Genomic DNA, 24,199 nt, shown 5'->3' with positions numbered 1-24,199 from the left:
GACAAGTTCTACACAGCAGCGTCACAACGACATAGACAGTGCGTCGAGCAATACAAAATAGTCAAGAGAGCTTAAGAACGCTAGCCAAGCGTTACCGCATCAATCAAAAAACCGTCGCAAAATGGAAGAAACGTACTTCAGTAGATGATCTTACAACCGGGCCAAAGAATCCTCGCTCAAGCGTGTTATCGCCTGAAGATGAGGCGGCAATTGTTGCTTTTCAAAAACGCACTTTGTTGCCGCTAGACGATTGCCTTTATGCATTGCAGCCGAGTATTCCTTATCTGACACGCTCGTCGTTACACCGCTGCTTGCAGCGGCATGGTATTTCATGACTGCCTAAGGTACAAGGTGATCGCCCTGTCAGGAAGCGCTTCAATTGTTACTTTCATATCGACATCGCTGAGATGCAAACAGCACAGGATAAGCTTTATCTCTTCGTGGCTTTATTGCATAAATATTTTTCAAGATACTGATTTTTAAGGGTCTTATAAAACTTTAATAAAAAATAAATATAATAAAATCAAAGTGTTAGGTATTAGTGCAGCAAAGCCGTTCAGGAGCACAAAGGTAAGGTAATAACATCTTTTTAATAGTGATATTTATTGCTCCCTATCCTTACATTAAAGTTTTATTTGGAAATTTACCTATCATTAACCCATTTTTCATTCATATTTCCTGTTATGTTGAGATTGCTTTAAGATATATTAAATAATAACATTAGTGATAATTATTATCATTTACATTAGCCAAAATGTCTTCTACCGTTCCTTCATCATTTAAACTATCTTTACTCAGTTTTTCGATTTTAGTTACACAACAAAGTTTTGCCGATGATACTCAGCAATTACCGACGATTACCGTTACAGCGGAATCAGAACAGAGTGAGCTCAGCTCTGAACAGAGTAAAGCCTATATCATCCAAAACTCGTCAACCGCCTCAAAACTGAATATTCCACTTAAGGAAACGCCGCAAACAGTCAATGTCCTTACCCGCCAGCAACTGGATGACTTTGCCTTGGATAATACCCGGGACGTACTGCGCAATACCCCTGGCATTATCGTCAGCAATCAGGAAACGGAACGGACCTCCTACCTTGCCCGAGGTTTCGAGATTTCAAATGTTTTAGTCGATGGCGTTGGTATTCCACTCGAAGGCTATAATTATAATAATGATAATCCAGACAGTTTTTTGTTTGACCGTATCGAAGTGGTCAAAGGCGCGAATGCCTTAAATAATGGAATTGGCGATCCCGGCGCAACTATTAACATGATTCGCAAACGCCCTACTCAGGAACTTCAGGCAGCCTTGAATGCCAGTTACGGCTCATGGAATACCCAGCGCTATGAAGCAGATGTATCTTCTCCTCTCACCCAGGATGGAAAAGTCAGAGGCCGTGTATTTGGTTATCAACAGACTGGTGACAGTTATCTGGATCGTTATGAACTAGAAAAGAACGGCATAGGTGCTGTTGTGGAGGCAGATATTACTGACACAACTCTATTGACTGCTGGCTATACTGAAACCAATCACAAGCCGAATGGTGTCAATTGGGGTTCTAATCCACTGATCAATACTGAAGGCGAGCAGCTCAGTTACTCACGGAATTATAATTACAGTCCAAGCTGGGCGCACTGGGATAGCAATATTAAAAGTTACTTTGCCGAGCTTGAACAAAAACTGGGTGGCGACTGGACAGCCAAACTGACCTATGATGAAAAACGTACACAACGCGATTCAAAGCTCTTGTTTCTGTCCGGCAAACCTGGCGCAAATGGCACTTCAGGCATCTTCCTCTACCCAGGCATGTATATTGATGACAATAAAGAACAACAAGCCAGCCTGAGTTTTAGCGGCACCTATCCGCTTTGGGGACAACGCCATGAAGCCTCATTGGGCTATGTCTGGGCCAAAAATCGTCTGGATGAATTGGGTTATGCTGGCAGCTTTGTCAATCCGCTGACCACAGATTTAGCCAGTTTTACACCCGAAGAACCAAGCTGGGATATGTCGAAAACCAGTGGTGAAATGCATATCCGGCAGAAGAACCAGAGCCTTTATGCTGCGACCCGACTGCATCTGAATGATGATCTGAAACTGCTTTTAGGTGCGAACTATGTTCAGGCTGAAAGCAGTGGTAGCAGTTATGGGACCGACACCATTTATGATGAAGATAAAGTTTTACCCTATGCCGGTCTGACCTATAACTTTAGCCCTGAATATACAGGCTATCTGAGTTATACCTCGATTTTCCGTCCGCAAACCACCAGAGCAGATGATGGCAGCATTAACAAACCGATCGAAGGTGAAAGCTATGAAGTCGGAGTCAAAGGTTCTTGGCTAGATGACAAGCTTACCGCCACCATGGCTGTGTTCAGAACGGAGCAAAGTAATTATCCGCTTCGTGATTCTGATGGTATTCCGACTTTACGCACAACTCAGGTCAGTGACCTGCGTTCCCAAGGCTACGAGTTTGGCTTGGCGGGACAACTGACCGACCATTTTAACTTAAGCTTTGGTTATACCCAGTTTAGCCTGAAAGATCTGATCAATGGCGGTGATGCGCGTACCTTCAATCCAACCCAGTCTTTTAATCTTTTAACTACCTATCAGGTGCCGCAACTTCCAAAACTGAAACTGGGCCTTGGTGTGCAGTGGCAAGATCAGACCTATCTAGATGTGCCTGAAGCAACCGCCAATGGAGTGATTACCCAGAAAGCTGGAATCATTGAGCAGGATGCTTATGCGCTCGTGAACTTAATGGCCAGCTATGAGCTGAATGAGCATATGACCTTGCAAGCCAATGGTAATAACCTGACCAATGAAAAATATCTGTTCAATTTCCCGAATCAGCAAGGTTTTTATGGTGCACCAGCAAATTACAGCGTTGCTGTGAAATTTAAATACTGATTTTCAAACTTAGCCTTGACGACATGTTCAGGGCTAAATCATCACTACATACACAAAAACAGGTAAAACAAATGAAAAAAATGATCGCTCTGACCCTCGGACTGTCTATGACACTTTCAGCTCAGGCGCATATGCTTTGGCTGGAACGTGATACAGATAAGCAGACTCATGCGTTCTTTGGTGAATATAGTGAACAGCTTAAAGAAACGCAGCAAGGTGCCTTGAAGTCTTTTAATCAAGCAAAGGCCGTTCAGTCTAGAAAAAGCTTTAGTCCTCAAATGCAACAAGATCATTTGCTTTATGCGACCCAAGGCCAGACAGATGTCCAGCTCAGTCATGAATTGATCTATGGAGAATCATTGTTGAGCTATCATGCCAAATCCGGCAGACAAAACTTGAAAGCAGAGTCAGAACTAGATATTGTCCCGACCCAGATCAACAGCAATACATTTACGGTACTGTATCAGGGTAAAGCTGCTGCGGATGTTGAAGTCACAGTCTTTTCCCCGCAATTCTGGCTAAAAAAATACACCACCAACGGCCAAGGCCAGATTACGATCGCCACGCCATGGAAAGGTCAATATGTCATTGAAGTTGGCAAAGAAGCAGACAAGGCAGGAAAATTGAATCAGCAGGCCTATAAAAAACAGTATCTGGTAACGACTTTAAGTTTTGTTTATTAAGTTTTTAGATTTTCATCAGTATAGATTTATTCAAGGCCAAATATGATGTCTGTTGTAGTGCAGCCACTTGCCATTCTCTATCGCTTAGGCATGACCTTTGGCATTGGCTACTTGTGCAGTTATTTAATCGCACTCGATCTGGCTTACTTTCTACAGGCTTTTCTGCCTAAAGCTGAGTCTGTCTATTTGGCTGCATTTACTGCCCTGATTTTTTATGTTTGTTTTGTGATTGGAATCTTCTGTATCCAAAGTTTAAAAAAGCTTTCTATCTATAGCCTGATTCCTTTACTTATTTTATTTCTCTTCTCCCGCTTCATAGGTTAAACCATGCATAAATCTGTCCGTCAATCCATGGCATGTTTACATTCATGGCTGGGTTTAAGCTTTGGCTGGTTACTCTTTGCGATCTTTTTAACAGGCGCGGTCACCTATTACCGACATGAAATCAGTCTATGGATGCAGCCTGAATTTGCCACAATGCAAGTCAATCAGGAAACTGCCTTAAAATCTGCTTACAGCTATTTACAGCAGCATGCACCGGACGCCCAAAACTGGTATATCGGAGTCGCCAATCAAGACTCACCGGTGAATAAAGTCTACTGGCAAAAAGCGGATGGTGGCTATGAAGTCAAAACCCTGAATGCTTCGACAGGAAAAGAATTACAGCTTTCAGCCACACAAGGGGGAGATTTTTTCTATAATTTTCATTTTCAGCTCTATGGTATGCCCTACACCATTGGTCGGCTGATTGTGACGATTGCTGCCTTTATCATGTTATTGACTCTGATTTCAGGAATCATTACCCATAAAAAAATCCTGACAGACTTTTTTACCCTAAGAGCCTTTAAAGGACAGCGCTCTTATCTGGATTTTCATAATGTCAGTTCAGTGATTGCCCTGCCGTTCTTTTTGACCATGACATTTACCGGGTTGGCGATTTTCTTTTATATCGTGCTGCCTTCCGGTATGAAAAAACTTTATCCAGACAATCCCTTTCAATATTTTGAAGAAATTCGCACAATCAATACATCAGCCACCCACTCAGTTCCTGTGAAAACCCAGATGCTGCCAATTCAACATTTTATCACCACGGCACAGCAACACTGGGGATATGCGGAATTTGACAATATCACGGTCAAGCAGCCCAATACCCAGCTGGCACACATAACCTTAACTCAGCTCAAAGATCATTCCATTACACGAAATCAGGCACAGCTTATTTTAAATGCTGCTACCGGAAAATTGCTTGAAAATACACGAAATGAAAGTGCAATTGCCACACTAAATGCCAGCATGTATGGTTTACATATGGCACGTTTTGCCGAACCTGTTTTACGTTTAGGGTTATTTTTCTCCGGCATATTAGGCTGCGCAATGATTGCATCCGGATTGCTGCTGTGGAGCCTGAAACGCCAGATGCAGAAAAAATCAGTGCGGTTTCATCTCGGACACTATTTAGTGAACCGCTTGAATATCACCATAATTATTGGCTTGCCGCTTGCCATGCTGGGATATCTCTATGCGAATCGTTTTATCAGTATTCCTGTAGGTGCACCAAATTATGAAATTTATAGTTTTTTCTCTATCTGGCTTGGCAGTTTTATCCTGGCATGTGTAACCCCACAGCAAGATATATGGAGAATGCAGCTTAAACTTCTGATTTGTGCTGCCTTTATAATTCCCCTGATTGATATTTATTATTTAGTTTCCCAGCAATATGTTGATTCTTTTGCGACTTATTGGCCTTTTTTGCGTATTGAGCTAATGTTATGGACCTTGGCCCTTTTTGCTCTATTTTTACACCAAAAAATTACGCCCATTCAGCAAAAAGCGGTCAATAAAATTCAGGCTAAATTAAAAATCACTCAACAGGAATCATCAATATGATATGGATTGCAGTGATCGGTCTGCTTTGGCTGAGCTGTTTTGGTTTTTATGTGGTAAGTGAAAAGCAGATCCTAAAAACCCGAAAATCTCATTACGCTTTTTTAGCGGATTTTCCTACGTACACTAAATTCGCTGCAGGTATTTTCTTATTCGTCGCGATGTTTTTATTACGTACCCAGTTTAGCTCCAGTATTAGCTTTGTGTCTCTATGGGTATTTCTAAGCCCTGTACTGTTTATCTTTATCTTAAAAATGAATAAAGCATTTTAGTATTTATTTAAAATCAGAAAGTAGCAAACAGCCTAGTGTGCTATTCACACGCCCTTTATTAAACCAATCTACCCAGTATCTGCTAAACCTTGCCAATCTGCTTTTAAATACCTCAAATGCATTATTTTGGCTAGAATCAAAAATTTAAATTGGTAGGTATTTGGTAGGTAGGATTCTTTTTAACTTAATTCAATACTTATATTACGGTGAGGGTCACCGATAAAATAATCAATGAATGGTAGAAGGAATAACACCATGGCTTTTAAAAATATTTCAGATCAAACTAACGGTTTTTATATTCCCTGTGTTTCACTTTTTGGTCCGGGCTGTGCTAAAGAAATCGGGATCAAAGCACAAAATTTAGGCGCCAAGAAAGCACTGATTGTAACTGATGCTGGCCTGTTTAAATTTGGTGTTGCAGATGATATTGCAGATTATTTGAAAGAGGCAGGTGTTGACAGTTATATTTTCCCAGGTGCGGAACCCAATCCAACTGATATTAACGTGCATCATGGAGTTGAAGCTTATAATGAAAATGCCTGTGATTTTATTGTATCGTTAGGTGGGGGCTCATCACATGACTGTGCCAAAGGCATCGGTCTGGTCACTGCAGGTGGCGGACATATCCGTGATTATGAAGGGATTGATAAAAGTACCGTTCCGATGACACCACTGATTGCAATCAATACCACGGCAGGGACGGCTTCGGAGATGACACGTTTCTGTATCATTACCAATACCGATACCCATGTGAAAATGGCGATTGTAGATTGGCGTTGCACACCACTCATTGCAATTGATGACCCTAAACTGATGTTGGCCAAACCTGCCGGCCTGACTGCGGCAACAGGGATGGATGCTCTGACACATGCGGTTGAGGCCTATGTATCTACGGCTGCTAATCCCATCACTGATGCCTGCGCAGAAAAGGCGATCACCATGATCAGTGAATGGCTCAGTCCCGCAGTGGCGAATGGGGATAATCTAGAAGCACGGGATGCCATGAGCTATGCTCAATATCTTGCCGGAATGGCCTTTAATAACGCCTCTTTAGGATATGTGCATGCGATGGCACATCAGCTCGGAGGCTTCTACAACTTGCCGCATGGTGTTTGTAATGCAATTTTGCTCCCCCATGTTTGTGAATTTAACCTGATTGCTTGTCCTGAACGTTATGCCAAAATTGCCCAATTGATGGGGGTGAATACAGAAGGCTTAACCGTAACTGAAGCAGCTTATGAAGCGATTGGCGCCATTCGTCAGCTTTCGGCTTCAATTGGTATTCCATCTGGGCTGACGGAATTGAATGTAAAAGAAGCTGACTTGGCCATCATGGCGGAAAATGCACAAAAAGATGCCTGCATGCTGACCAATCCACGTAAAGCCAGCCATGCCCAAGTGGTAGATATTTTTAAAGCGGCGATGTAGTGCCTCAATTTAAGTCTTCTCTCCAAGCATCTGACTTACATTTTTAACAGCCCCTGTTTCACTTCCTGAGGAAGTGTGCCAAGAGCAGACATGCATTTTCCTGTTCCTGGCTGATCCTTTTGCCTTCATAAGAGGATAAAAGCGGGGGGTGTTTCTTTTTTATGAAGTCCCCTTCATTATGAATATCGACATTAATCCCATGGTAGAAAAATGCCACGATTTTTTTAGCCCGTTCCAGCCAGAAAAAATTTCCCGTCGTATGATCTTAATATCATATTTAATCTCTGAGGAATAAACTGCGCGTCCTTCAAATGACATGAAGGTAAGCGTAGCTGATTTTAATGAAGAGCATCCCATCAAGCAGCTAGGCAAACTGGGTAGCCACTGATAAAAATTTTAGGATCAGGTTCAGTCTAAATTAATAAGCAAACCCACAGTAAGCAAGGATAATACTTAATATTCCAGAATTTTCCTATTTTAACTGTTTAGCTTTGTACCGATAGTTACATCAGCTTTAAAGATTTTTATATTTTAACAGAGTCTGATGAACGGGATGGTTTTTGGGCATCAGTTCAATCAGGCGTTCTACAGCATCAATCGCTTCAGGAAAATGTGCCACATGTTTCAGCAAGACATCGGTTTCATTAGCCTTGAAAATGGCATCGCTCAGGCGTGATTCCAGACAATCTCTCCAAGCGCATAGAAATGGACTTTCTGTTCTAGCCAGAAATACGCCGGTACATAACTTCAAGGCTGAATCGATATACCCAGCATCTAAAGATTGCTCTGTCATTAAAAAATCAGCCTCTACATGCGCCAATAAACGATAGGGTCTGGAACCCAGCATACCACCTAATACATCGCGTAACTGTGACATTTCTGCTTTTAAAGTCCCCATACTGACCTTGCGCTCGCCATATAAGGCTTGATGCAATGTATCTAGACTCAGACCCTGCGGACATAAGGCTAGAAGGGTCAGAATTTCAATCTGTCGAGGAGTCAGAACCAGCATCTTGCCATTAAACAGCACTTGAGGTACTGAAAAAGCTCGAATAAACAGGCGCTGCTTCTGGCATTCTAGTAGAGCCGACTGGATGATCGTAGCACAGCGCTCCGCAGCTAGTAGTGCTAAACTGTTATGCTTTGGCCAGGTAGTCGACAGATCAATGACACCTAAGACCTGTTTTGAATAGGGATCAATAATCGGGGCAGCGTAACAAACCCAATCATGAATGGAGGACATGTAATGTTCACTGGAAAAGACACAGCTGGATTGTTGAGTTTTTAAGGATAATGCCAATGCATTGGTTCCGACTAGCTCTTCGCGCCATTGCCCACCTTCAATAAAATGTACACTTTCTGCGGCACTTTGCATTTGTGGGCTAGAAGCTGCCCAAATGATGGTGCTGCCGATATCTCCGACCGCCAGCACCATAGAAGATTGCTCGGCAATATGTTTTAAATCCTGAGCACAATGTTGCAGGGCTTGGGCTAAAGTTGAGGAAGAAGTGGTCTTTTTTAAATCCGTCAGCGGTGCTGCTAAACGATTCTTCGGGATTTCAGCCGAGGATGAACGTTGCCAGGAGCTGGCAATACTCTGTCCCAGCTGTTCTGCATGTAAGGGAGACAAACTGCTGTTTTGCCGAAGCTGATCAGTATTGTGCCTTTTTTCCATCAAATCTTGTTTTGTCATCATTCCTTATTCTCACAACAATTCATGATTTACATCCGCTGTAATCGTTATTTTTTTAAAATGGATGAAAATATCGTGAACATGCTAGCTCCAACCTTTTTCCAACCTTATACCAGTTATATTAATCAAATAAGGTGCAGAAGTACCTTATACCAAAGCTGTAGAAGCGGTTTTGCCATACGAAAATAAGCAAAGGAAATAAATATGCGTTACGTCGATCCTAATCAACCTGATTCAAAAGTTCATTTTAAAGCACAATACGAGAATTTTATTGGCGGCGAATGGGTCGCTCCGGTCAAAGGTGAATACTTTGACAACATCTCTCCGGTAGATGGCAAAGTCTTTACCAAGGTTCCGCGTTCTTCTGTAGAAGACATTGAATTGGCCCTGGATGCAGCGCACAAAGCCAAAGAACAATGGAACAGAGCATCGCCGACCACCCGCTCCAATATTCTGTTGAAAATTGCCGATCGTCTGGAACAAAATCTGGAACTGCTGGCAGTGGCAGAAACCTGGGATAACGGCAAACCGATCCGTGAAACGCTGGCTGCCGATATTCCGCTGGCTATTGACCATTTCCGTTATTTTGCCGGCTGTATTCGTGCGCAGGAAGGCGGCATTTCCGAAATTGATGAAGATACGATTGCTTATCATTTTCATGAGCCGTTGGGCGTCGTGGGTCAGATTATCCCGTGGAACTTTCCGATTCTGATGGCTGTCTGGAAACTGGCACCTGCCCTGGCTGCGGGCAACTGCATTGTGTTGAAACCTGCAGAACAGACTCCGGTCAGCATTCTGGTGCTGGCTGAACTGATTCAGGATATTTTGCCACCGGGTGTCCTGAATATCGTCAATGGTTATGGGGTTGAAGTCGGTCGCCCGCTAGCCACCAACCCACGCATTGCCAAGATTGCCTTTACCGGTTCCACCGCCGTCGGTCAGATGATCATGCAATATGCCACCGAAAATATTATTCCGGTGACGCTGGAACTGGGGGGTAAATCACCAAATCTGTTCTTTGCTGACATCATGGATCAGGAAGACGATTATCTGGACAAAGCGCTGGAAGGTTTTGCCATGTTTGCCCTGAACCAGGGTGAAATCTGCACCTGTCCATCGCGTGCGCTGATCCAGGAAAGTATTGCTGACGAATTTCTGGCGCGTGCCGTTGAACGGGTGAAACGGATTAAAACCGGGCATCCGCTGGATACTGACACCATGATTGGCGCGCAAGCCTCACAGGAACAGCAGGACAAGATTCTGGGCTGTATTGCCACTGGTCGTGAAGAAGGCGCACAGATCCTGACTGGTGGTGAAGCACGTCAGGAAGTGGGGCAAGGTTTCTATATTGAGCCGACTATCTTTAAAGGCACCAATGACATGAAGACCTTCCAGGAAGAAATCTTCGGGCCTGTACTGGCTGTGACCACCTTCAAAGACTTCGATGATGCGATCAAGATCGCCAATGATACGATTTATGGACTCGGTGCCGGTGTCTGGTCACGCTCAGCGCATACCTCTTACCGTGCAGGCCGTGCTATTCAGGCAGGTCGGGTCTGGACTAACTGTTATCACATCTACCCTGCGCATGCGGCTTTCGGTGGTTATAAAAAATCAGGGATTGGGCGTGAGAATCACAGAATGATGCTGGATCATTATCAGCAGACTAAAAACTTGCTAGTCAGCTATTCGACCAAACCAGCCGGGTTCTTTTAAGAAGTGAAATACATTCAAAGCGAACTTCGGTTCGCTTTGAATGTATGGTAGCTAGCTTTCACAAAATATCAGCAACATCTTCAAGCTGCGGCCAATTCAAATAAAGTTTTTAGTCTATAAATACTTTTTTTAAAGGAAAGAGCATCACCTCAAATTTCTATTTGCAATAGTGTCATTTTAAGATAATTTCACTCTATAAAGATTTCGCCACATTCTCCAGCCATTGAGTGCCAGAAGAATAAAAATAAAATAAAGCACGGCGGTTAAATACAATGACTTATAGCTATACATGCCGACATAAATCACATCTAACACACACCATAATCCCCAGCTTTCAATATATTTTTTTGCCGCCCAATAACTTGCCACCAAGCTAAAAGAAGCCAACATGGAATCCAACCAAGGGAGTGATGCTGTGGTGAAATGAGCAAATAAGGCGCCAATCACCAGACCGGCGACAATACCCACAATCAGGCTATATACCCAGATTTTTTTATTCAAATAGCCAATCTGCACGGTGATAGCCTGGTCATGATTTTTCTTCGACCAGCTATACCAGCCATACAGTTGCATCAAGATAAATACGGCTTGTAATGCTGCGTCTGCAAATAAATTGACACGATAAAAAATAATCATATATAAAAATACAGCGACAATATTCACCAACCAGCAGACTTTATATTGTTTGGAGGTCAGCCAGACACCTAAAACGTTTAAAATGAACGCTGCAATTTCTATATTTTCCATAGCAATATAACCTGATTAAGCAGCCAATTTAGAAGTTCAGATTGAATGACAAGGTTGCTGTACGCGGCGAACCCAAGAATAAATAATCATCACCCAAAAATTCACCTGCATCACGCCAGTATTTCTTGTTGAACAGATTATTAATATTCAAGCGCAGCAATGCATCGGTCGTATTTAGCTTAAATTGATAAGCAGCGCCTAAATCAACCACACTATAACCTGCAACTTTCGCAGCACCCTCTTTGTTGGCATATTTGCTGGAACTGTATTGACCACCTGCCAGAACAGTGAAACCTGCAATGCTCGGTACGTTATAGCGAAGATGTGTTGCGAAACGAGCTTTTGGCACGTTTTGCGCCTGATGATTACCATATTGAACCGCTTCCACATTTTCTAAACGGGCTTTGGTCAAGGCTAAAGATGAAGTTAAGGCCAGATGGTCGGTTAATGCACCATTCAGTCCTAATTCCAGGCCCTGACTATGCTGTTCGCCTTCCGCAATAAAATAGCGAAGTCCTGAAATCGGCTTGCTATATTGATTATCCTGACGTAAATCAAAAACGGCTGCAGTCAACAGGAAATCATGGATCTGTTGTTTGAAACCAATTTCATATTGCTCTGAATAGATCGGTGCTAGAGTTTCAGCCGCATTCTCTGCAAACCAAGGCGCTGTTTTTCCATCTGACAGGCCTTTAGCATACGAGGCATAGACGGTAGTCGATTCCAAGGGGCTATAGCTGATCGCAAATTGCGGTAAAAATTTGCCTAAATCAGTATCGCGGACTTTTACCCGATCTGCATCATATGCTTGTTCATCCAGCTCGATCCATTTTCCGCCAATCAAAGTGGTCCAATGTTCATTCCATTCAATACGATCAAGAAACGTCAATGCAGTTTGTTTACTGTCTAAAGCTTTAAAATAAGGACCTAGATTTCCTTCTTCTGGGATCCTGTCGTAGGTATCTTGGTAAATATTACCAACATAGTCTTCTGAATTTATGTACTGGTTTATACCGTTGTAACGATTTCTAGATTTATCTGTGTAAGTCAAATCAAAGTTAAGGTAATGTAACGCCCGATCAGTATGTAATAGACCATCTAACTTGATTTTAAATTGGTTAGTCTGATAGGTATCATCAGGATTTTGATAATCGTAAATATCATATTCTCCCTGTTCACCAAACGTGTTACAGGAATATGCTTCTAGACATCCCTCTCGATAATAACCGTAAGCAAATGTCGAATAATCATCAACCTTGGATTTACTGTGGGCTGCGACGAGTCCCAAGTTCCAGTCATCATTCAATGCATAGCTATATTTTAAACTGCTATTCAGACTATCGATCGTGACCGGTTTGCCCCAAGTCTGATAACCCAGCAATCGGTCCCATTTCACATTTTCTGGGACTTTACCATCCAGTAATTGATAACCTGGCACTGATTTTTGTTCGGAACGCTGTGCTTCAAGATCAAATTCTAATTTGGATTGCTCAGATGTTTTCCAATCTAAGGCCAATGCCGCTAGATAGCGTTCACCATCGACATGATCGACATAAGACTCCATCTGTTCATTCACCAGATTGATGCGATATCCGAATTGTTGCTCATCACCCAAAAAACCACCGAGATCAGTTGCCACTGAAAACTGGCCGTGTTGATCGGCCGAGAATGTCAGTGCCTGAATATCTTTCGGTCGCTTGGTGACATAATTCACAACCCCACCCGGGGTCGACATCCCACTTTGAATCGCGGACATGCCTTTTAAAATTTCCACACGTTCTTTATTTTCAAGTGCGACGTTTTGTTCACCACGAATCACATTGCCATTAATGAGGTAGCTAGATGCCAAATCGAGTGCAAAGCCACGAGAGACAAAGTTTGGATAATAGCCAATTGCGGCATAGCCATCACCGATGGCTGCATCATTTTTTATAACATCACTCAGTACACGTGCATGCTGTTCCGCGATGAGATCTGCTGTGATGACAGAGACAGATGCAGGGATTTTTTGAAGACTGTCCGTAGCAAAACCCTCAACATTCACTTTGGTACTTGAGTAAGGGATGCTTTGATCGGCTTTGATGACAATCGTGTCAAGCTGTCGAACATCATCTTCAGCATAAGTCAGCGGGGCTAAACACAGCTGCGACAGAATGATCATATTTAAAGATCGAGTTAATACATTCTGTTTGAGTTGACGAGTGTTCATACGAAACCTTATGTCTGTGAAGTGGGTGATGATGCTGGGTTTAGAGAGAGCATTGAGAAGATTGCAATTCATCTTGAATGAGCCGGGTTAAGGTCTGGGTAAATTGTTGACCTTGTTCGCCAAAGAACCAGTCCACATGACCGATAATCCAGTCGTAATAAGCAGCATCTGCATGGTTGAGGTTGTGGGTAATGCCCACAAAATACTCCAGCTCTGAAAAAGCGAAATCCAGATGCACGATTTTCAGCAGTTCTGGCAAAATACTAAAATCTTCTTGTGGATGTATCTCGGAAAAATAAGCATGGAGAAAAGCGGTTAAACCGGCTTCATCAATCGGAATATGTGGGTTCTGCTTTAATTCCAACCAATCAATGAAATTACGTTCAATCGTCACAGCCAGATCATAAAGTGCCGAATTTCGGTCAGATAAACCAAAATCAATTACGGCAGTAATCTCCGCTTTGGCATCCGGTGCTGACCAAAATAGATTAGAAGCGTGTAAATCGTTATGGGTCCAAATTCTGCTTGCCTGTTGCAATACAGGCTGAATACGCTGGTGAACCTGTAAGATTTGATCTAAAAAGTAAGGATCTAAATTTTTGTCGGCACAGTAACGGCTTAATTCTGGACTGTTTACAATGCGCCGTTGAATGGCTGTAACGATATTTTCACTGTTTAAAAGCTGCTGATTGGACAATAAATAAGATGCTGATCGGCCTTGCCGCTCAGGAAAATCCTGCATGGCCATATGTAAGCTTGCCAGTAATTGCCCCGCTTTCGCAGCATGTTCAGCATAGAAAAAAGGTTTCCAGGATTGCTGATCTGCATACAGATCTAAGCCGGCTGCTTTTGCATAGACTTCATAGGTCCAGTCACCTAGCTCTAAAGCGGTCAGACCTTGATTTGAGCTAATCAATGCTGCAACAGGAATTTCTTTGCTAGCTAAATGCTGAAGAACGGCATGCTCCTGTAAAATATCGCGGGCACGACGAAAGGAACAATGGCTGCGCTTAATCAAATACTGATGCGCGACTGCTTCATCCCTGCTCACAAAATCTTGCTCCACCTTGACCAGAGCCGCAGATGAAAATGGCCGGGGACTACACCACAAAATCTCAAAATGACCTTGTAAACAGGAATAGTGCTGCTGCAGGCTTTGTAATTCTGGATCAGAAATATGTGCCCAGTCTTTATGTTCCCAGGCATTGCCCATACCATGACCTAAATCATCAGTCATTGTGGTCATTATCAATATTCCTGAGCCAGATCATTATGTAATAATGGAAAATCATTGTTTAGGCGAACATGCAAACAGTATTTTTAAATACATTTAATATTGAAGACACGCCCTAAAATTAAGTGGTACATACCAGTATTAAATTGGAGGCAAGTTTAGCCTTATAAATATAAAAATAAAATAGATCTCTCGCATAAATCAAAAAATGATCTTCTTTTTGGTTAATATTCGAACTCCAGATTTCTTAGCATTCGCGCATAATCTGCGGATGAAATACATCAATTCAAACAAGCTTTCTGATCCTCAGTTCAAGCTATAACATAGTTTTGAAATGCACCGTAATTCATTTTCATGACTTCACTAAGTAGCTCTTTAAATCCATGTTCCTCAGCAGCAAATTCTACCAGTGATTCATTGTTTAGATCAGTAACACATGCCATGGTCGAAATGACCTGTACACTATGAGCTTTGAATTCGCCCAGGTATATTTTGTTGAATTACGTTTTTTTTATTAAGATATTTAAGGGAAAATTCTCACGGAAAAAATGTTTTTTATCACTGAACCATATACAAGTAGCTAAATTATCCTGCAATTTTTCAACCATCATTGGATGACTACCGTAAACTAGGTAAACAATATCACCAATATAGATATTATTCATCTTTAGTCAGCCAAGTATAAGATCAAAATTCTGAAACTTCTGATAAATAAATTAATGCCATCAATTGAGGACTTTTTTTAAACTGAGAAAGCGTTTATAAAGTCCAATTAAGTCCTTGTCCCATTTCATAAATAATGAGTATTAATGCAATTACCATTAGTAAAATCACAATGGCTTCGACCTTAGTGAGCATCTTAAATTCTCCACCTTTCATCTTTTATATAATAAACAAAGTGAACAATAAATAACAATAAGGTTACAAAAAAATTACTAGATGTTACAAAAACAGGGCTGGTAAAGAAAAATCTCTCAGAGGAGGTGCTAATTCTTTTCAAACTTAACCTTATGTACTAGGCGATGTCCTGTATAAGACTCATGACCTACTGCGATCATATCAACACCACCTTCTTCTTCTAAACTTAATAAGAAAGTATGGAAACCCTGCATGTCATTTAACTCAATATTATTGCTGATCTATTTCATCGTACCTGGTTTCATATTGTTTATGTCTTCTTGGATTTTATTATAGGGGGATTACCGCAGTTGACCATTGCTATGCTCTTTTTATAATTTGCCATTAAATTATCTTCCCTATAAAAGATTTTCAAGAAAATCGGTCTGTATTTGGCCAGTCAACGCTACAAAAAAACTCATCCGATAAGTATTCTTACATAAACCCGAGGTTCTATAACTTGGATCCTGAATATCTTACATATGCAGACATAGCTCATACATCGGAATTTAAACTTACCCTCTACACTGAAATTAAGTTTTAGAAACGCAGAGGAAATTCAGATGGAAAAGTATTCAAAGATTCTAATCCTGAGCTTATTTGGATTTACTGGAACAGTAGCTATTGCAGATGAATCCATCCCAATAGAAGCAACTGCCGCCGCCGAAGCGCAACAGGTTGCTTTAGATTATGGAAATGAGAAAGACAAAAAATCTGAATCATCTGAAAGCCCTTAATTAAAGTGATGCCGGTCAGTTAAGAAATTGACTGGCATTTTCTTGAGTATTTCTGTGGTGTTCCTTTCACAACTCGTGGGCAACTCCTCACTCCCCTCTCAGGCAAAACATATCTCTTAGATTTTTCCAGTAAACTTTCTAAATGTTTAGGTAAATTACCTGCGGAGTCTAAAGAGTCGAATCTTAATATATTCAGAATGCCAATAGATGCAATATGAAAGCTGATTCTCAAAGGACTGACTTTTGCACGTTGAGCCATATGTTTCATTTGTCTTCTTAGAATATTGTAGGCAATAAAGCCCCCCATAATTATTGACAAACTAAATCAGGTTGCTTGTTCCTCAAATGCTTGCCCTCCTGTAAATCACTTTTGATTTCTGGGTAACACATTTCTATTTCCCAGCGCTGAGCATAAAGCTTCGCCAAGCCTATCAGTGGCTGTGTCTTTGGGTTCATTAATAAAGTGATATAACGTCTAATTTTCCCTTTCTGCTCAACTTCAATCAAACGCACTTCCCAATACCCCCTAATGTTGGATTAAGTTTCTTGGCATTTGCTGATATTGGCATCCTGATATGAAAGTCATGCTGAGAATTACGGTAAGCGTCCGCTGAACCCCATGTCTATTTTTAATTCGGTTCAGGTTTCCAGCGGTGTGGCAGTAATTCTTCTATTTGGGTCACTTTATGGGTCGGCAATCTTTTCAGCACATCACTTAAATAGGCATATGGATCCAACCCATTCAGCTTTGCTGACTGGATTAAAGTCATGATGTTTGCCGCTCGCTGACCACTACGCAGCGAACCTGCAAATAACCAGTTCTTACGTCCCAACGCCCAAGGCCGCACCTGGTTTTCCACCCAATTATTGCAAATCGGTAGATTGCCATCATCCAGATAGCGGCTTAAAGCTGGCCAACGCTTCAGAGTGTAATTGATGGCCTTGGCGGTTGGAGAACTCGATGGCACCGTCAGTTGATGCTGGTTGAGCCATTCATACAGTTGTTGCATCACTGGTTGACTATGCTGTTGTCGGTATTCGCGGCGCTGTTCTGCTGTACCATCGGTCTTTTTCCTGAGTTCTGCTTCTATGGCATACAGTTTCTGAATCAGCACTAAGGCCTGTTCAGCGACCTGACTTTTCCCGGTCACATGCAGTTCATGGAATTTACGACGCGCATGCGCCATGCAGCCCACCTCAATGACCTGGCCTGATTTAAAGCGTGCTTTATAACCACTGTAATCATCACAGACCAGATGGCCCTGCCAGTCTTTCAGGAACGCTTCAGCATGCTGGCCTGAACGACTATCCTGAAAGTCATAGATCACGGCTTGAATTGGATTATATTGGGTTGTTGCATAGGCCCAGACATAACCTTTCTTCGGTTTTTTCTCATCATCACCCATCCGCATGATGGTGACTGGTGTTTCATCGGCATGGATCACCCGCTGTTGCAGCACCACCTCTTTTAAAGCATTGGCCAGAGGCTCCAGCTCTACACCGCAGCGACCTATCCAGTCAGATAAAGTTGATCTAGAAAGCTCGATTCCCGCCCGCTGATAGATCAGACGTTGACGGTACAGCGGTAAATGATCTGCGTATTTCGAGACCAACACATGGCTAAGCAGTTCAGGACTGGCAATACCTTTATCAATCACATAGGCGGGCATCGCTTGCTGAGTCAGGGTGTCACACTGATCACAGACCCATTTGCCACGCACATGCTGTTCCTTATAGAACTGTGCCGGTCTGAAATTCAATTTTTCACTGATATCTTCGCCGATACGACGTAACTGGCAGCCACAAGCACATTGGGTTGATGTTGGTTCATGCTCGATACGGATGGTGTGTAGATGATCGGGCAGCAGTCGACGTTTAGGTTTGTTGACTGTGGCTTTCTGTGTCGCTGCATCGGTTTTATCTGCATTTAATCGTTCTAATTCTAGATCAACGGCTGCGATATCTTCTTCGACCGCTTCGTCCCATAGATGGATTTGTTTTGCGGTGAGATGTTCGTTTTTACTGCCGAATTTGTGCTTTTTAAACAGCGCCAGTTCATGCTCGTATTTTTGATTGAGAATGGAAAGATGTTGGTTGCATGCTTCAAGATGCTGAACTTTGGTATCTAATTGTTGGTTATCTTCTGCGAGTTGTTGATGCTGCATTGCCAACTGTCTGGTAAATTCCAGCAGTTGTTCATGGGTCAGTTGGCTTAAGTCAGGCAGCGTATTCATGACCGCAGTATGCCTGAGGTCATGACGCAGAGGAAATAGAACGTTTGGAGAATAGCAGAATGCACCAACCTGGTTTAGAGCATCGTCACTACCTGCTGTTGTCCAATGCGCTGCCAGGGCAAACCCTGGATCAGTGCCTGTAACTGTTCCGGGCTGAGGGCTACGCTTTCACCCTGGTGAACTTTAGCCCAGTGGAATTTTCCCTGTTCCAACCGCCGAGCACACAGCCAGATCCCCAGTCCATCATGTACCAGCACTTTCATGCGATGGCCACGTTTATTACAGAACAGGTAAGCACAATGCGGTTTGATGTAGCCAAAGGCTCTCACCACCTGAGCCATGGCCGTATCCATACCTGCACGCATGTCCATGGGCTGAGTAGACAACCAGATTTCATCGATACGGATCATGTTGTAAGTGCCTTGAGTAATTTTGCTAAAGCAGATATTTCTGATACTTGCCATTTCAAGCCAATTTCTGCTTTTGAGTGGGGTAAAGTAATTTGAACCGTTAACATGCCAGTAGAAATAGGATCTAATGGTGCAGAGCAAGATAAGGCAATAAATGCAGGTTTATTCGGTAGTAGTGAGCGATCATTCCCTGGCTTAGCATCAATTAAGCGAATCCATTTGGATACAAGATGTGTATTCAATCCATGTTGCAAAGCGACCGAAGCAATTGAAACCTCCGATGCTTTACACGCCTGAACGATCTGCTGTTTAAATTCAGCACTATATGTTCTTCGTATTATCGTAAGAGATGCGATGGATGTCTGGTTATTTGTAGTCATAAATTTAAGTTCCCACTTGTTTTTAAGTGAGGACTAAATTAAGGCTTATAGGACGAATTCATAAGGTGTGTTCAGCGGACGCTTACGAATTACGCTTGATTTAGAATTGTTCAAACACAATTTAAACCAGATCCCTTCAGGAACCTTTGTTCTTACAGATAGAGGTTATCAAAGGATTTATACTTTGTATCCCAATACCCTGTTGCCATTAGAGGCCAAAAGCCGCTGTAAACTGGATCCTGAACTAAAAATCTATAATCAGGAAATCAATAAAGAAGAATAGAAATTAAGTATGTATTTGGCAGTCTAAAAACTTTCAAAATACTTTCAGAACGTTATCGCAGTAGAGCTAAAAGCCCCCCTTTTGAGATTCAATCTAGTTGCTGGAATTTATAATTTGCAACTGAGTAAGAATGATTTATGAAGGAGGTCTAATCTAAGAAAATAAAAAAAATCCTAAAACCATTTAACTTCTTAGGATTTGAATGGGCAGGATATAAATATAAGCTTATGCTTGAATATCTAAGGTCATTTCAATTTTGTCCTGTGACCAGATTTCGATGTCATATTCAATCACTAGATCATCTGATTTTGAAATACGTTCAATATAAGTGGCGGTTTGACTTAAAGGAATACCTAAGTGCTGGCTCTCAAAATGAGACACACTGGTATTTTTAATTTTTAACTGACTACTCGTGTAATTATAATGAAAGTGATTTTTAATGACATCTTGGACCGAAGTAATCACATTATAATTCAGCACATCTGGAAACAGCGCAACAGGTAAATAATTATATTCTAGAAGTACTGGTACATCATCAGCATAACGTAAACGGATAATTTCAATAAAGCCCAATTTACGATTTTCTTCGCTAAAAAGATTACTGTGATCCAATCGCTGCAGCTGTCTGGTCGAGATCAGTTCAGTTCTGGCATTAAAACCCTGTGCCTTCATATAAGAACGAAAATTTTCAATTGAGTTTGGATAATATTGAATTTTTTTATTACTCACGAACCAGCCGAGATTTTGCCGTTTGAAAATTTTATCTTCGGCACGAAGCTGTTCATAGGCCTTACGCACTGTTTCCCTTGAACAGTCAAACTTTAATGCCAAGTACCGTTCGGATGGAATTATTTGATTAGAACTGTAATTTTTCAATTCAGCCTCAATCAAATCTCTGATTTCCATATACTTCATTCAGTGAATCCAGTGAGTGCTCATAAGTGATAAAGATAGTACTAAATTAAAGAACAGAGGAAAATTGAAAACAAGGTACAGATCAGTAAAAAGATGCATTCCCTTGTTTTAATGAGAATGTTTAGCAGCATGATTGATACGTGATTCTGAGAGAATATCGTTGTCCACTCATAATATTCTCATTTATGCAAAAAGAATAGACTAACCTGAGTTCGATGAAATATTTTAGCTTTTTAGCAAGTTTTGGAAAGTTGGCTTATTTGGATTTAAGCAATAAGCCACTATAGCAGCCATAATATTCACCATAAAGTTATTCACCGAACGATGACGTGAATGGTCAATTTGATGTAAGTTTTTTAACTGATCATTCACTGTTTCGATCAATCCTCTTCTGCAAAGCAATTGTTTTTCTTCTTCAGTTTGGATGGGTTTATTTTTCATATTCTTGCGTGACGGGGTTAATAGTCTGAGCCCCCTTGCTGCTAAAGCTTCAGTTTTTGCTTTACTCAGATAGCCTTTATCGCCCAGTAAAATACCTTTTAACTCTTGGGTTAAAGATTCAAGTACAGCAACATCATGAACACTTCCCGATGTAATCTTGAGATTAATAATTTCACCCAAGTTGTTGATAACAATATGGACTTTAAATCCATAAAACCAACCTGTGCTACTTTTACCACGACCAGCTAAGCCTTTAAATACACGATGTCTTTTAATTCTAAGATTATGGCAAACGACCAATTTAGTCGAATCAATAATACAAATTCCGGTATCTTCTCCTTTAACTTGATGGAAGAAACTACTCAAAGCTTGCAAACAACGCGGCATAATTTCAATAAAACGATTGTAACTAAGAAGCTTGGGAAAAGCTGATTTCCAAAATGGGATGATCATATGACAATAAAAATATTTGAAAAATCTAAACCCGGATTTATGAAATAAAATGACAATGGTCATGACTTCAGACAAGCTTAAAGCTGACTTTTTCATTGTTGTTTTTTGATCAGAAATTAGAGCTTTCTCTAAAGATTCATTAAACTTTTTGCAGAAATCATCCAAGATACAAAATAATTCGGTAATATAGTCCATGAAAAAGCCTTGCTCTGAAATGTTTTGTCTTCGTAACCAAGATATTACAGATGCTAAGGCTTTTTTTTATTTATTTTTTATGTCGAACTCAGGTTAGACTAAATTTGTCTAGGAGAGTGGTGACAGTCTAATCTAATTAAAAGGCATCTACAAAATCGGCGGCTATTCGTAATAGTCGACTGAGAAAATCACGTACCTTGATTCTAGACATTATTGCCCACCTCTACTAGCACATTTCCTGACACAGTCCCTATCTATACATTTGAATGCCTTTGACTATTAAAGATTATCTTTAATAAAATGAGCTTTATAGGGCAATATACTAAGATCTCCAGACTGTTGAATCCGGCAAGCGCACTGAGTGCGGTTCCGTAACGTGACACTGGGTAACGTCTTGGACTGCTGTATGTAGACAAAAAATGAAAGCTGCGGTTTAAAGCTGGCGTCCTTCAAAATTTATCTCATTTTATAACTGATGTCTGGATTTTCAGGTAATTATACCGCACCAAAAAAACATCTATTCACTAACGAGCACTTAGGCTATTTATTATAAAAAAACAACCATACATCATTGATATATGTCCATTTATTTATAATTTTGTCATGGACATAAGTTAATTAGTTAATTTTTTAGGTCCCATATATCATCTAAGCGGAATCAATTAAAACCTGTTATAAGTCAGTGTAACATTGAAATTTATAGAAATAATATTTAAAACCGTTTTTTATTTTGAATTAAGGTGTCATCAATTAGCTTGAGAAAATCTTACCGGTCCTCATAATTTTTTCATGACTAAACGCTATGCATTAAAAGATGATCAGTGGGAACAGATTAAAGATCTGTTACATGGACGAATGGGTACTGTTGGAGTAACGGCCAAAGATAACCGACTATTTGTTGAAGCGGTATCGTTCAGGTATCCCGTGGCGAGACTTAATCGAACGCTTTGGTGATTTTAGAGTAGTGCATACTCGTTTTAGTCGTTGGGCTAAAACAGGTGTGTGGCAGAGAGTCTTTGAAGTGCTGTCACATGACCTTGACAATGAATATGTCATGTTAGACTCCACCCCATTGTATGTGCTTACCAACACAGCGCTGGGGGGAAATCAGGCGACTAGGCGCAGTAAAGGGGGCTTAAGCACCAAAATTCATGCCCGTACTGATGCTTTAGGCAACCCGACAGGATTTTATCTCACGAATGGGCAGGTCCATGACTTAAACGGTTCAGATGTGTTGCTGGACTTATCGTTGAGCCAGACCTGGTTTATGGATAAAGCCTACAACTCTAGGGATCGGGTCATTGATCCAATTTTAGAGGCGAAGGGTCAAGTTGTGATGCCAGCGAAAAGTAATTCTATTGATCAGCGTGATTATGATTGACATATCTACAAGGCAAGACATCTGATCGAGAATTTTTTTGCCAAGCTCAAACAATATCGTGCTATTGCCACACGCTATGATAAATTGGCTCAAAACTTCTTATCAGCGATCTTTCTGGCTTAATTGATAACACGCCCTAGTTTGAGATTGTCAAAAAAAGTGTAGCAACTTGCTACACTTTTTCACTTTTCTGAATAAGCTGTTTTAAAAAATCTTCTAGTTGTAAGAGACTAGCTTCGTCAATTTCCGAGATATTCAGAGAAACCTTAAGCTGTTTTTGATTGAGTTTGATATTCCCCGCAATCTTACCTGCATATTCAATTTTTCTAACCACAGATGTTGTGGTCAGTTTTCCTGGATCCTGACTCAATATTTTTTCAGCATAGGCAGTAACTTTACTTTGCTCTAGTTTTTTGTCTTTTACTTTTTCCCAAGCCCCTAGCAAAGCCTTTTCGGCCTCAGAAAGTTGCTCTATATGATCCGACAGAAATTTTTTGAATGCAGTTGCAGCAGTACGACCTAGCAGGCCTGGTTCCACATCAAGGTCATTTAAAATTGCTTGAGGCAGTTTTTCGTACGCTAAATACTTGTACATATCTTCGCGATTTAAACCCAGTGAATTGGCTAAACGTTGCTTGTTTTTCTTTAATTTCTCATCAAGTGAGTTCAGGCCAATAAAAATCTCATAATCTGTCAGATCCTGACGCTTTAAATTCTCTGCTAGGGTTAACAAAGACGCTTCTACATTATTTGCATCAATGATAATGGCTTCAATCACAGACTTGCCGAGTAACTGATGCGCCCGTAAGCGTCGCTCGCCTGCAATTAGTTCATATTTCAGATTATCCAGTTTACGCACTGTAATGGGCTGCAAAAGGCCGATTTCATCAATGGAATCCGCCAGTTCTTTTAACAGTGACTCTTCAAAGACTTTACGTGGCTGGTTTGGACTGCGGCTGATATCCTCAATAGGGACATTACGTCTAAACTCTTTCAGCTCTTTAATATTGTCTTTCTGTGCTTGCTGGTGTTTTTCTGTATTCTGTTTCAGTTTCTGAGCTAAAAGCTCTTTGGTGCTTGCCATAATGCTCTCAGG

At 41.2% G+C, this 24,199-nt stretch carries 18 protein-coding genes and 3 pseudogenes; 10 read left to right on the top strand and 11 right to left on the bottom strand.

What is annotated here, in order from left to right; translation table 11 throughout:
• Nucleotides 1–38: 38 nt before the first annotated feature.
• From HGD77_RS16215 to mdh, 7 genes and pseudogenes are all read left to right on the top strand, one after another.
• A pseudogene (locus HGD77_RS16215) lies at nucleotides 39–449 on the top strand (IS481 family transposase); the annotation flags it as partial.
• A 305-nt stretch (nucleotides 450–754) separates the two neighbouring features.
• The gene (locus tag HGD77_RS16210; RefSeq protein WP_004281955.1) at nucleotides 755–2,911 is read left to right on the top strand and encodes a TonB-dependent siderophore receptor; all 2,157 of its coding nucleotides are present in this window, start codon (nucleotides 755–757) and stop codon (nucleotides 2,909–2,911) included.
• A gap of 71 nt (nucleotides 2,912–2,982) precedes the next feature.
• Nucleotides 2,983–3,594: a DUF4198 domain-containing protein gene (locus tag HGD77_RS16205; protein WP_005093768.1), complete on the top strand. Its 612-nt coding sequence runs from the start codon at nucleotides 2,983–2,985 to the stop codon at nucleotides 3,592–3,594.
• Between the two features lie 42 nt (nucleotides 3,595–3,636).
• Nucleotides 3,637–3,918, top strand: coding sequence for a hypothetical protein (locus HGD77_RS16200; RefSeq protein ID WP_004281957.1), 282 nt, complete (start codon nucleotides 3,637–3,639; stop codon nucleotides 3,916–3,918).
• Nucleotides 3,919–3,921: 3 nt separating this feature from the next.
• Complete coding sequence (locus tag HGD77_RS16195; RefSeq protein WP_005100761.1) at nucleotides 3,922–5,481, top strand: PepSY-associated TM helix domain-containing protein; 1,560 nt, start codon at nucleotides 3,922–3,924, stop codon at nucleotides 5,479–5,481.
• Nucleotides 5,478–5,750, top strand: a complete 273-nt coding sequence (locus HGD77_RS17210; RefSeq protein WP_005100766.1) for a hypothetical protein — start codon at nucleotides 5,478–5,480, stop codon at nucleotides 5,748–5,750. Before HGD77_RS16195 ends, HGD77_RS17210 begins: the two co-directional genes overlap by 4 nt.
• 255 nt (nucleotides 5,751–6,005) lie before the next feature.
• Nucleotides 6,006–7,178: an iron-dependent methanol dehydrogenase gene (gene mdh, locus HGD77_RS16185; protein WP_004281959.1), complete on the top strand. Its 1,173-nt coding sequence runs from the start codon at nucleotides 6,006–6,008 to the stop codon at nucleotides 7,176–7,178.
• Nucleotides 7,179–7,692: 514 nt separating this feature from the next.
• Here mdh and HGD77_RS16180 read toward each other — a convergent pair.
• Complete coding sequence (locus HGD77_RS16180) at nucleotides 7,693–8,874, bottom strand: transcriptional regulator (RefSeq protein WP_004281960.1); 1,182 nt, start codon at nucleotides 8,872–8,874, stop codon at nucleotides 7,693–7,695.
• 201 nt (nucleotides 8,875–9,075) lie between these two features.
• On the opposite strand from HGD77_RS16180, the gene HGD77_RS16175 reads away from it, so the two are divergent.
• Nucleotides 9,076–10,587 carry an aldehyde dehydrogenase family protein gene (locus tag HGD77_RS16175; RefSeq protein WP_004281961.1) on the top strand — a complete coding sequence of 504 codons (1,512 nt, stop codon included), beginning with the start codon at nucleotides 9,076–9,078 and terminating at the stop codon, nucleotides 10,585–10,587.
• Between the two features lie 177 nt (nucleotides 10,588–10,764).
• On the opposite strand, the gene pnuC is transcribed toward HGD77_RS16175, so the two are convergent.
• The 3 genes from pnuC to HGD77_RS16160 are packed head-to-tail and all read right to left on the bottom strand — an operon-like array spanning nucleotide 10,765 to nucleotide 14,789.
• Nucleotides 10,765–11,334 (bottom strand): nicotinamide riboside transporter PnuC, encoded by a 570-nt coding sequence (gene pnuC / locus HGD77_RS16170; protein WP_004281962.1) that lies wholly within the window; start codon nucleotides 11,332–11,334, stop codon nucleotides 10,765–10,767.
• 28 nt (nucleotides 11,335–11,362) lie between these two features.
• Nucleotides 11,363–13,543, bottom strand: a complete 2,181-nt coding sequence (locus HGD77_RS16165; protein WP_004281963.1) for a TonB-dependent siderophore receptor — start codon at nucleotides 13,541–13,543, stop codon at nucleotides 11,363–11,365.
• Between the two features lie 40 nt (nucleotides 13,544–13,583).
• Nucleotides 13,584–14,789 carry a phosphotransferase enzyme family protein gene (locus HGD77_RS16160; RefSeq protein ID WP_004281964.1) on the bottom strand — a complete coding sequence of 402 codons (1,206 nt, stop codon included), beginning with the start codon at nucleotides 14,787–14,789 and terminating at the stop codon, nucleotides 13,584–13,586.
• A 1,448-nt stretch (nucleotides 14,790–16,237) separates the two neighbouring features.
• Here HGD77_RS16160 and HGD77_RS16155 point away from each other — a divergent pair.
• The gene (locus HGD77_RS16155; protein WP_004281965.1) at nucleotides 16,238–16,411 is read left to right on the top strand and encodes a hypothetical protein; all 174 of its coding nucleotides are present in this window, start codon (nucleotides 16,238–16,240) and stop codon (nucleotides 16,409–16,411) included.
• 19 nt (nucleotides 16,412–16,430) lie between these two features.
• Here the strand turns inward: HGD77_RS16155 and HGD77_RS17205 are convergent.
• From HGD77_RS17205 to HGD77_RS16120, 6 genes and pseudogenes are all read right to left on the bottom strand, one after another.
• A pseudogene (locus HGD77_RS17205) lies at nucleotides 16,431–17,010 on the bottom strand (DDE transposase); the annotation flags it as partial.
• 30 nt (nucleotides 17,011–17,040) lie between these two features.
• Nucleotides 17,041–18,645: an IS66 family transposase gene (tnpC, locus tag HGD77_RS16145; protein WP_005100285.1), complete on the bottom strand. Its 1,605-nt coding sequence runs from the start codon at nucleotides 18,643–18,645 to the stop codon at nucleotides 17,041–17,043.
• A gap of 74 nt (nucleotides 18,646–18,719) precedes the next feature.
• Nucleotides 18,720–19,055, bottom strand: a complete 336-nt coding sequence (gene tnpB, locus HGD77_RS16140; RefSeq protein ID WP_004282310.1) for an IS66 family insertion sequence element accessory protein TnpB — start codon at nucleotides 19,053–19,055, stop codon at nucleotides 18,720–18,722.
• Entirely contained in the window at nucleotides 19,052–19,435 is a 384-nt protein-coding gene (locus HGD77_RS16135) for a transposase (protein WP_005100287.1), read from the bottom strand. Before HGD77_RS16135 ends, tnpB begins: the two co-directional genes overlap by 4 nt.
• Before the next feature lie 508 nt (nucleotides 19,436–19,943).
• Nucleotides 19,944–20,633: a GntR family transcriptional regulator gene (locus HGD77_RS16125; RefSeq protein ID WP_168731016.1), complete on the bottom strand. Its 690-nt coding sequence runs from the start codon at nucleotides 20,631–20,633 to the stop codon at nucleotides 19,944–19,946.
• A 225-nt stretch (nucleotides 20,634–20,858) separates the two neighbouring features.
• Nucleotides 20,859–21,722 carry an IS982 family transposase gene (locus HGD77_RS16120; RefSeq protein ID WP_004729973.1) on the bottom strand — a complete coding sequence of 288 codons (864 nt, stop codon included), beginning with the start codon at nucleotides 21,720–21,722 and terminating at the stop codon, nucleotides 20,859–20,861.
• Nucleotides 21,723–22,511: 789 nt separating this feature from the next.
• On the opposite strand from HGD77_RS16120, the pseudogene HGD77_RS16115 reads away from it, so the two are divergent.
• Nucleotides 22,512–23,226: pseudogene (locus HGD77_RS16115) on the top strand (IS5 family transposase).
• 49 nt (nucleotides 23,227–23,275) lie between these two features.
• Here HGD77_RS16115 and HGD77_RS16110 read toward each other — a convergent pair.
• Nucleotides 23,276–24,187, bottom strand: a complete 912-nt coding sequence (locus HGD77_RS16110) for a ParB/RepB/Spo0J family partition protein (protein ID WP_004281971.1) — start codon at nucleotides 24,185–24,187, stop codon at nucleotides 23,276–23,278.
• Between the last annotated feature and the right edge of the window lie 12 nt (nucleotides 24,188–24,199).

This window comes from Acinetobacter sp. NEB149, assembly GCF_012516415.1.
In the GTDB taxonomy this organism is placed as follows: Bacteria; Pseudomonadota; Gammaproteobacteria; order Pseudomonadales; family Moraxellaceae; genus Acinetobacter; species Acinetobacter lwoffii_V.
Note: the sequence above shows the minus strand (reverse complement) of the source record. Positions and strands in the feature narration are given on the sequence as shown.

Bases quoted from the DNA above. Each gene is read 5' to 3' on its own strand.
- HGD77_RS16210 (WP_004281955.1), top strand. From the start codon at position 755: ATGTCTTCTACCGTTCCTTCATCATTTAAACTATCTTTACTCAGTTTT.
- HGD77_RS16205 (WP_005093768.1), top strand. From the start codon at position 2,983: ATGAAAAAAATGATCGCTCTGACCCTCGGACTGTCTATGACACTTTCA.
- HGD77_RS16200 (WP_004281957.1), top strand. From the start codon at position 3,637: ATGATGTCTGTTGTAGTGCAGCCACTTGCCATTCTCTATCGCTTAGGC.
- HGD77_RS16195 (WP_005100761.1), top strand. From the start codon at position 3,922: ATGCATAAATCTGTCCGTCAATCCATGGCATGTTTACATTCATGGCTG.
- HGD77_RS17210 (WP_005100766.1), top strand. From the start codon at position 5,478: ATGATATGGATTGCAGTGATCGGTCTGCTTTGGCTGAGCTGTTTTGGT.
- mdh (WP_004281959.1), top strand. From the start codon at position 6,006: ATGGCTTTTAAAAATATTTCAGATCAAACTAACGGTTTTTATATTCCC.
- HGD77_RS16180 (WP_004281960.1), bottom strand. From the start codon at position 8,874: ATGATGACAAAACAAGATTTGATGGAAAAAAGGCACAATACTGATCAG.
- HGD77_RS16175 (WP_004281961.1), top strand. From the start codon at position 9,076: ATGCGTTACGTCGATCCTAATCAACCTGATTCAAAAGTTCATTTTAAA.
- pnuC (WP_004281962.1), bottom strand. From the start codon at position 11,334: ATGGAAAATATAGAAATTGCAGCGTTCATTTTAAACGTTTTAGGTGTC.
- HGD77_RS16165 (WP_004281963.1), bottom strand. From the start codon at position 13,543: ATGAACACTCGTCAACTCAAACAGAATGTATTAACTCGATCTTTAAAT.
- HGD77_RS16160 (WP_004281964.1), bottom strand. From the start codon at position 14,789: ATGACCACAATGACTGATGATTTAGGTCATGGTATGGGCAATGCCTGG.
- HGD77_RS16155 (WP_004281965.1), top strand. From the start codon at position 16,238: ATGGAAAAGTATTCAAAGATTCTAATCCTGAGCTTATTTGGATTTACT.
- tnpC (WP_005100285.1), bottom strand. From the start codon at position 18,645: ATGAATACGCTGCCTGACTTAAGCCAACTGACCCATGAACAACTGCTG.
- tnpB (WP_004282310.1), bottom strand. From the start codon at position 19,055: ATGATCCGTATCGATGAAATCTGGTTGTCTACTCAGCCCATGGACATG.
- HGD77_RS16135 (WP_005100287.1), bottom strand. From the start codon at position 19,435: ATGACTACAAATAACCAGACATCCATCGCATCTCTTACGATAATACGA.
- HGD77_RS16125 (WP_168731016.1), bottom strand. From the start codon at position 20,633: ATGAAGTATATGGAAATCAGAGATTTGATTGAGGCTGAATTGAAAAAT.
- HGD77_RS16120 (WP_004729973.1), bottom strand. From the start codon at position 21,722: ATGGACTATATTACCGAATTATTTTGTATCTTGGATGATTTCTGCAAA.
- HGD77_RS16110 (WP_004281971.1), bottom strand. From the start codon at position 24,187: ATGGCAAGCACCAAAGAGCTTTTAGCTCAGAAACTGAAACAGAATACA.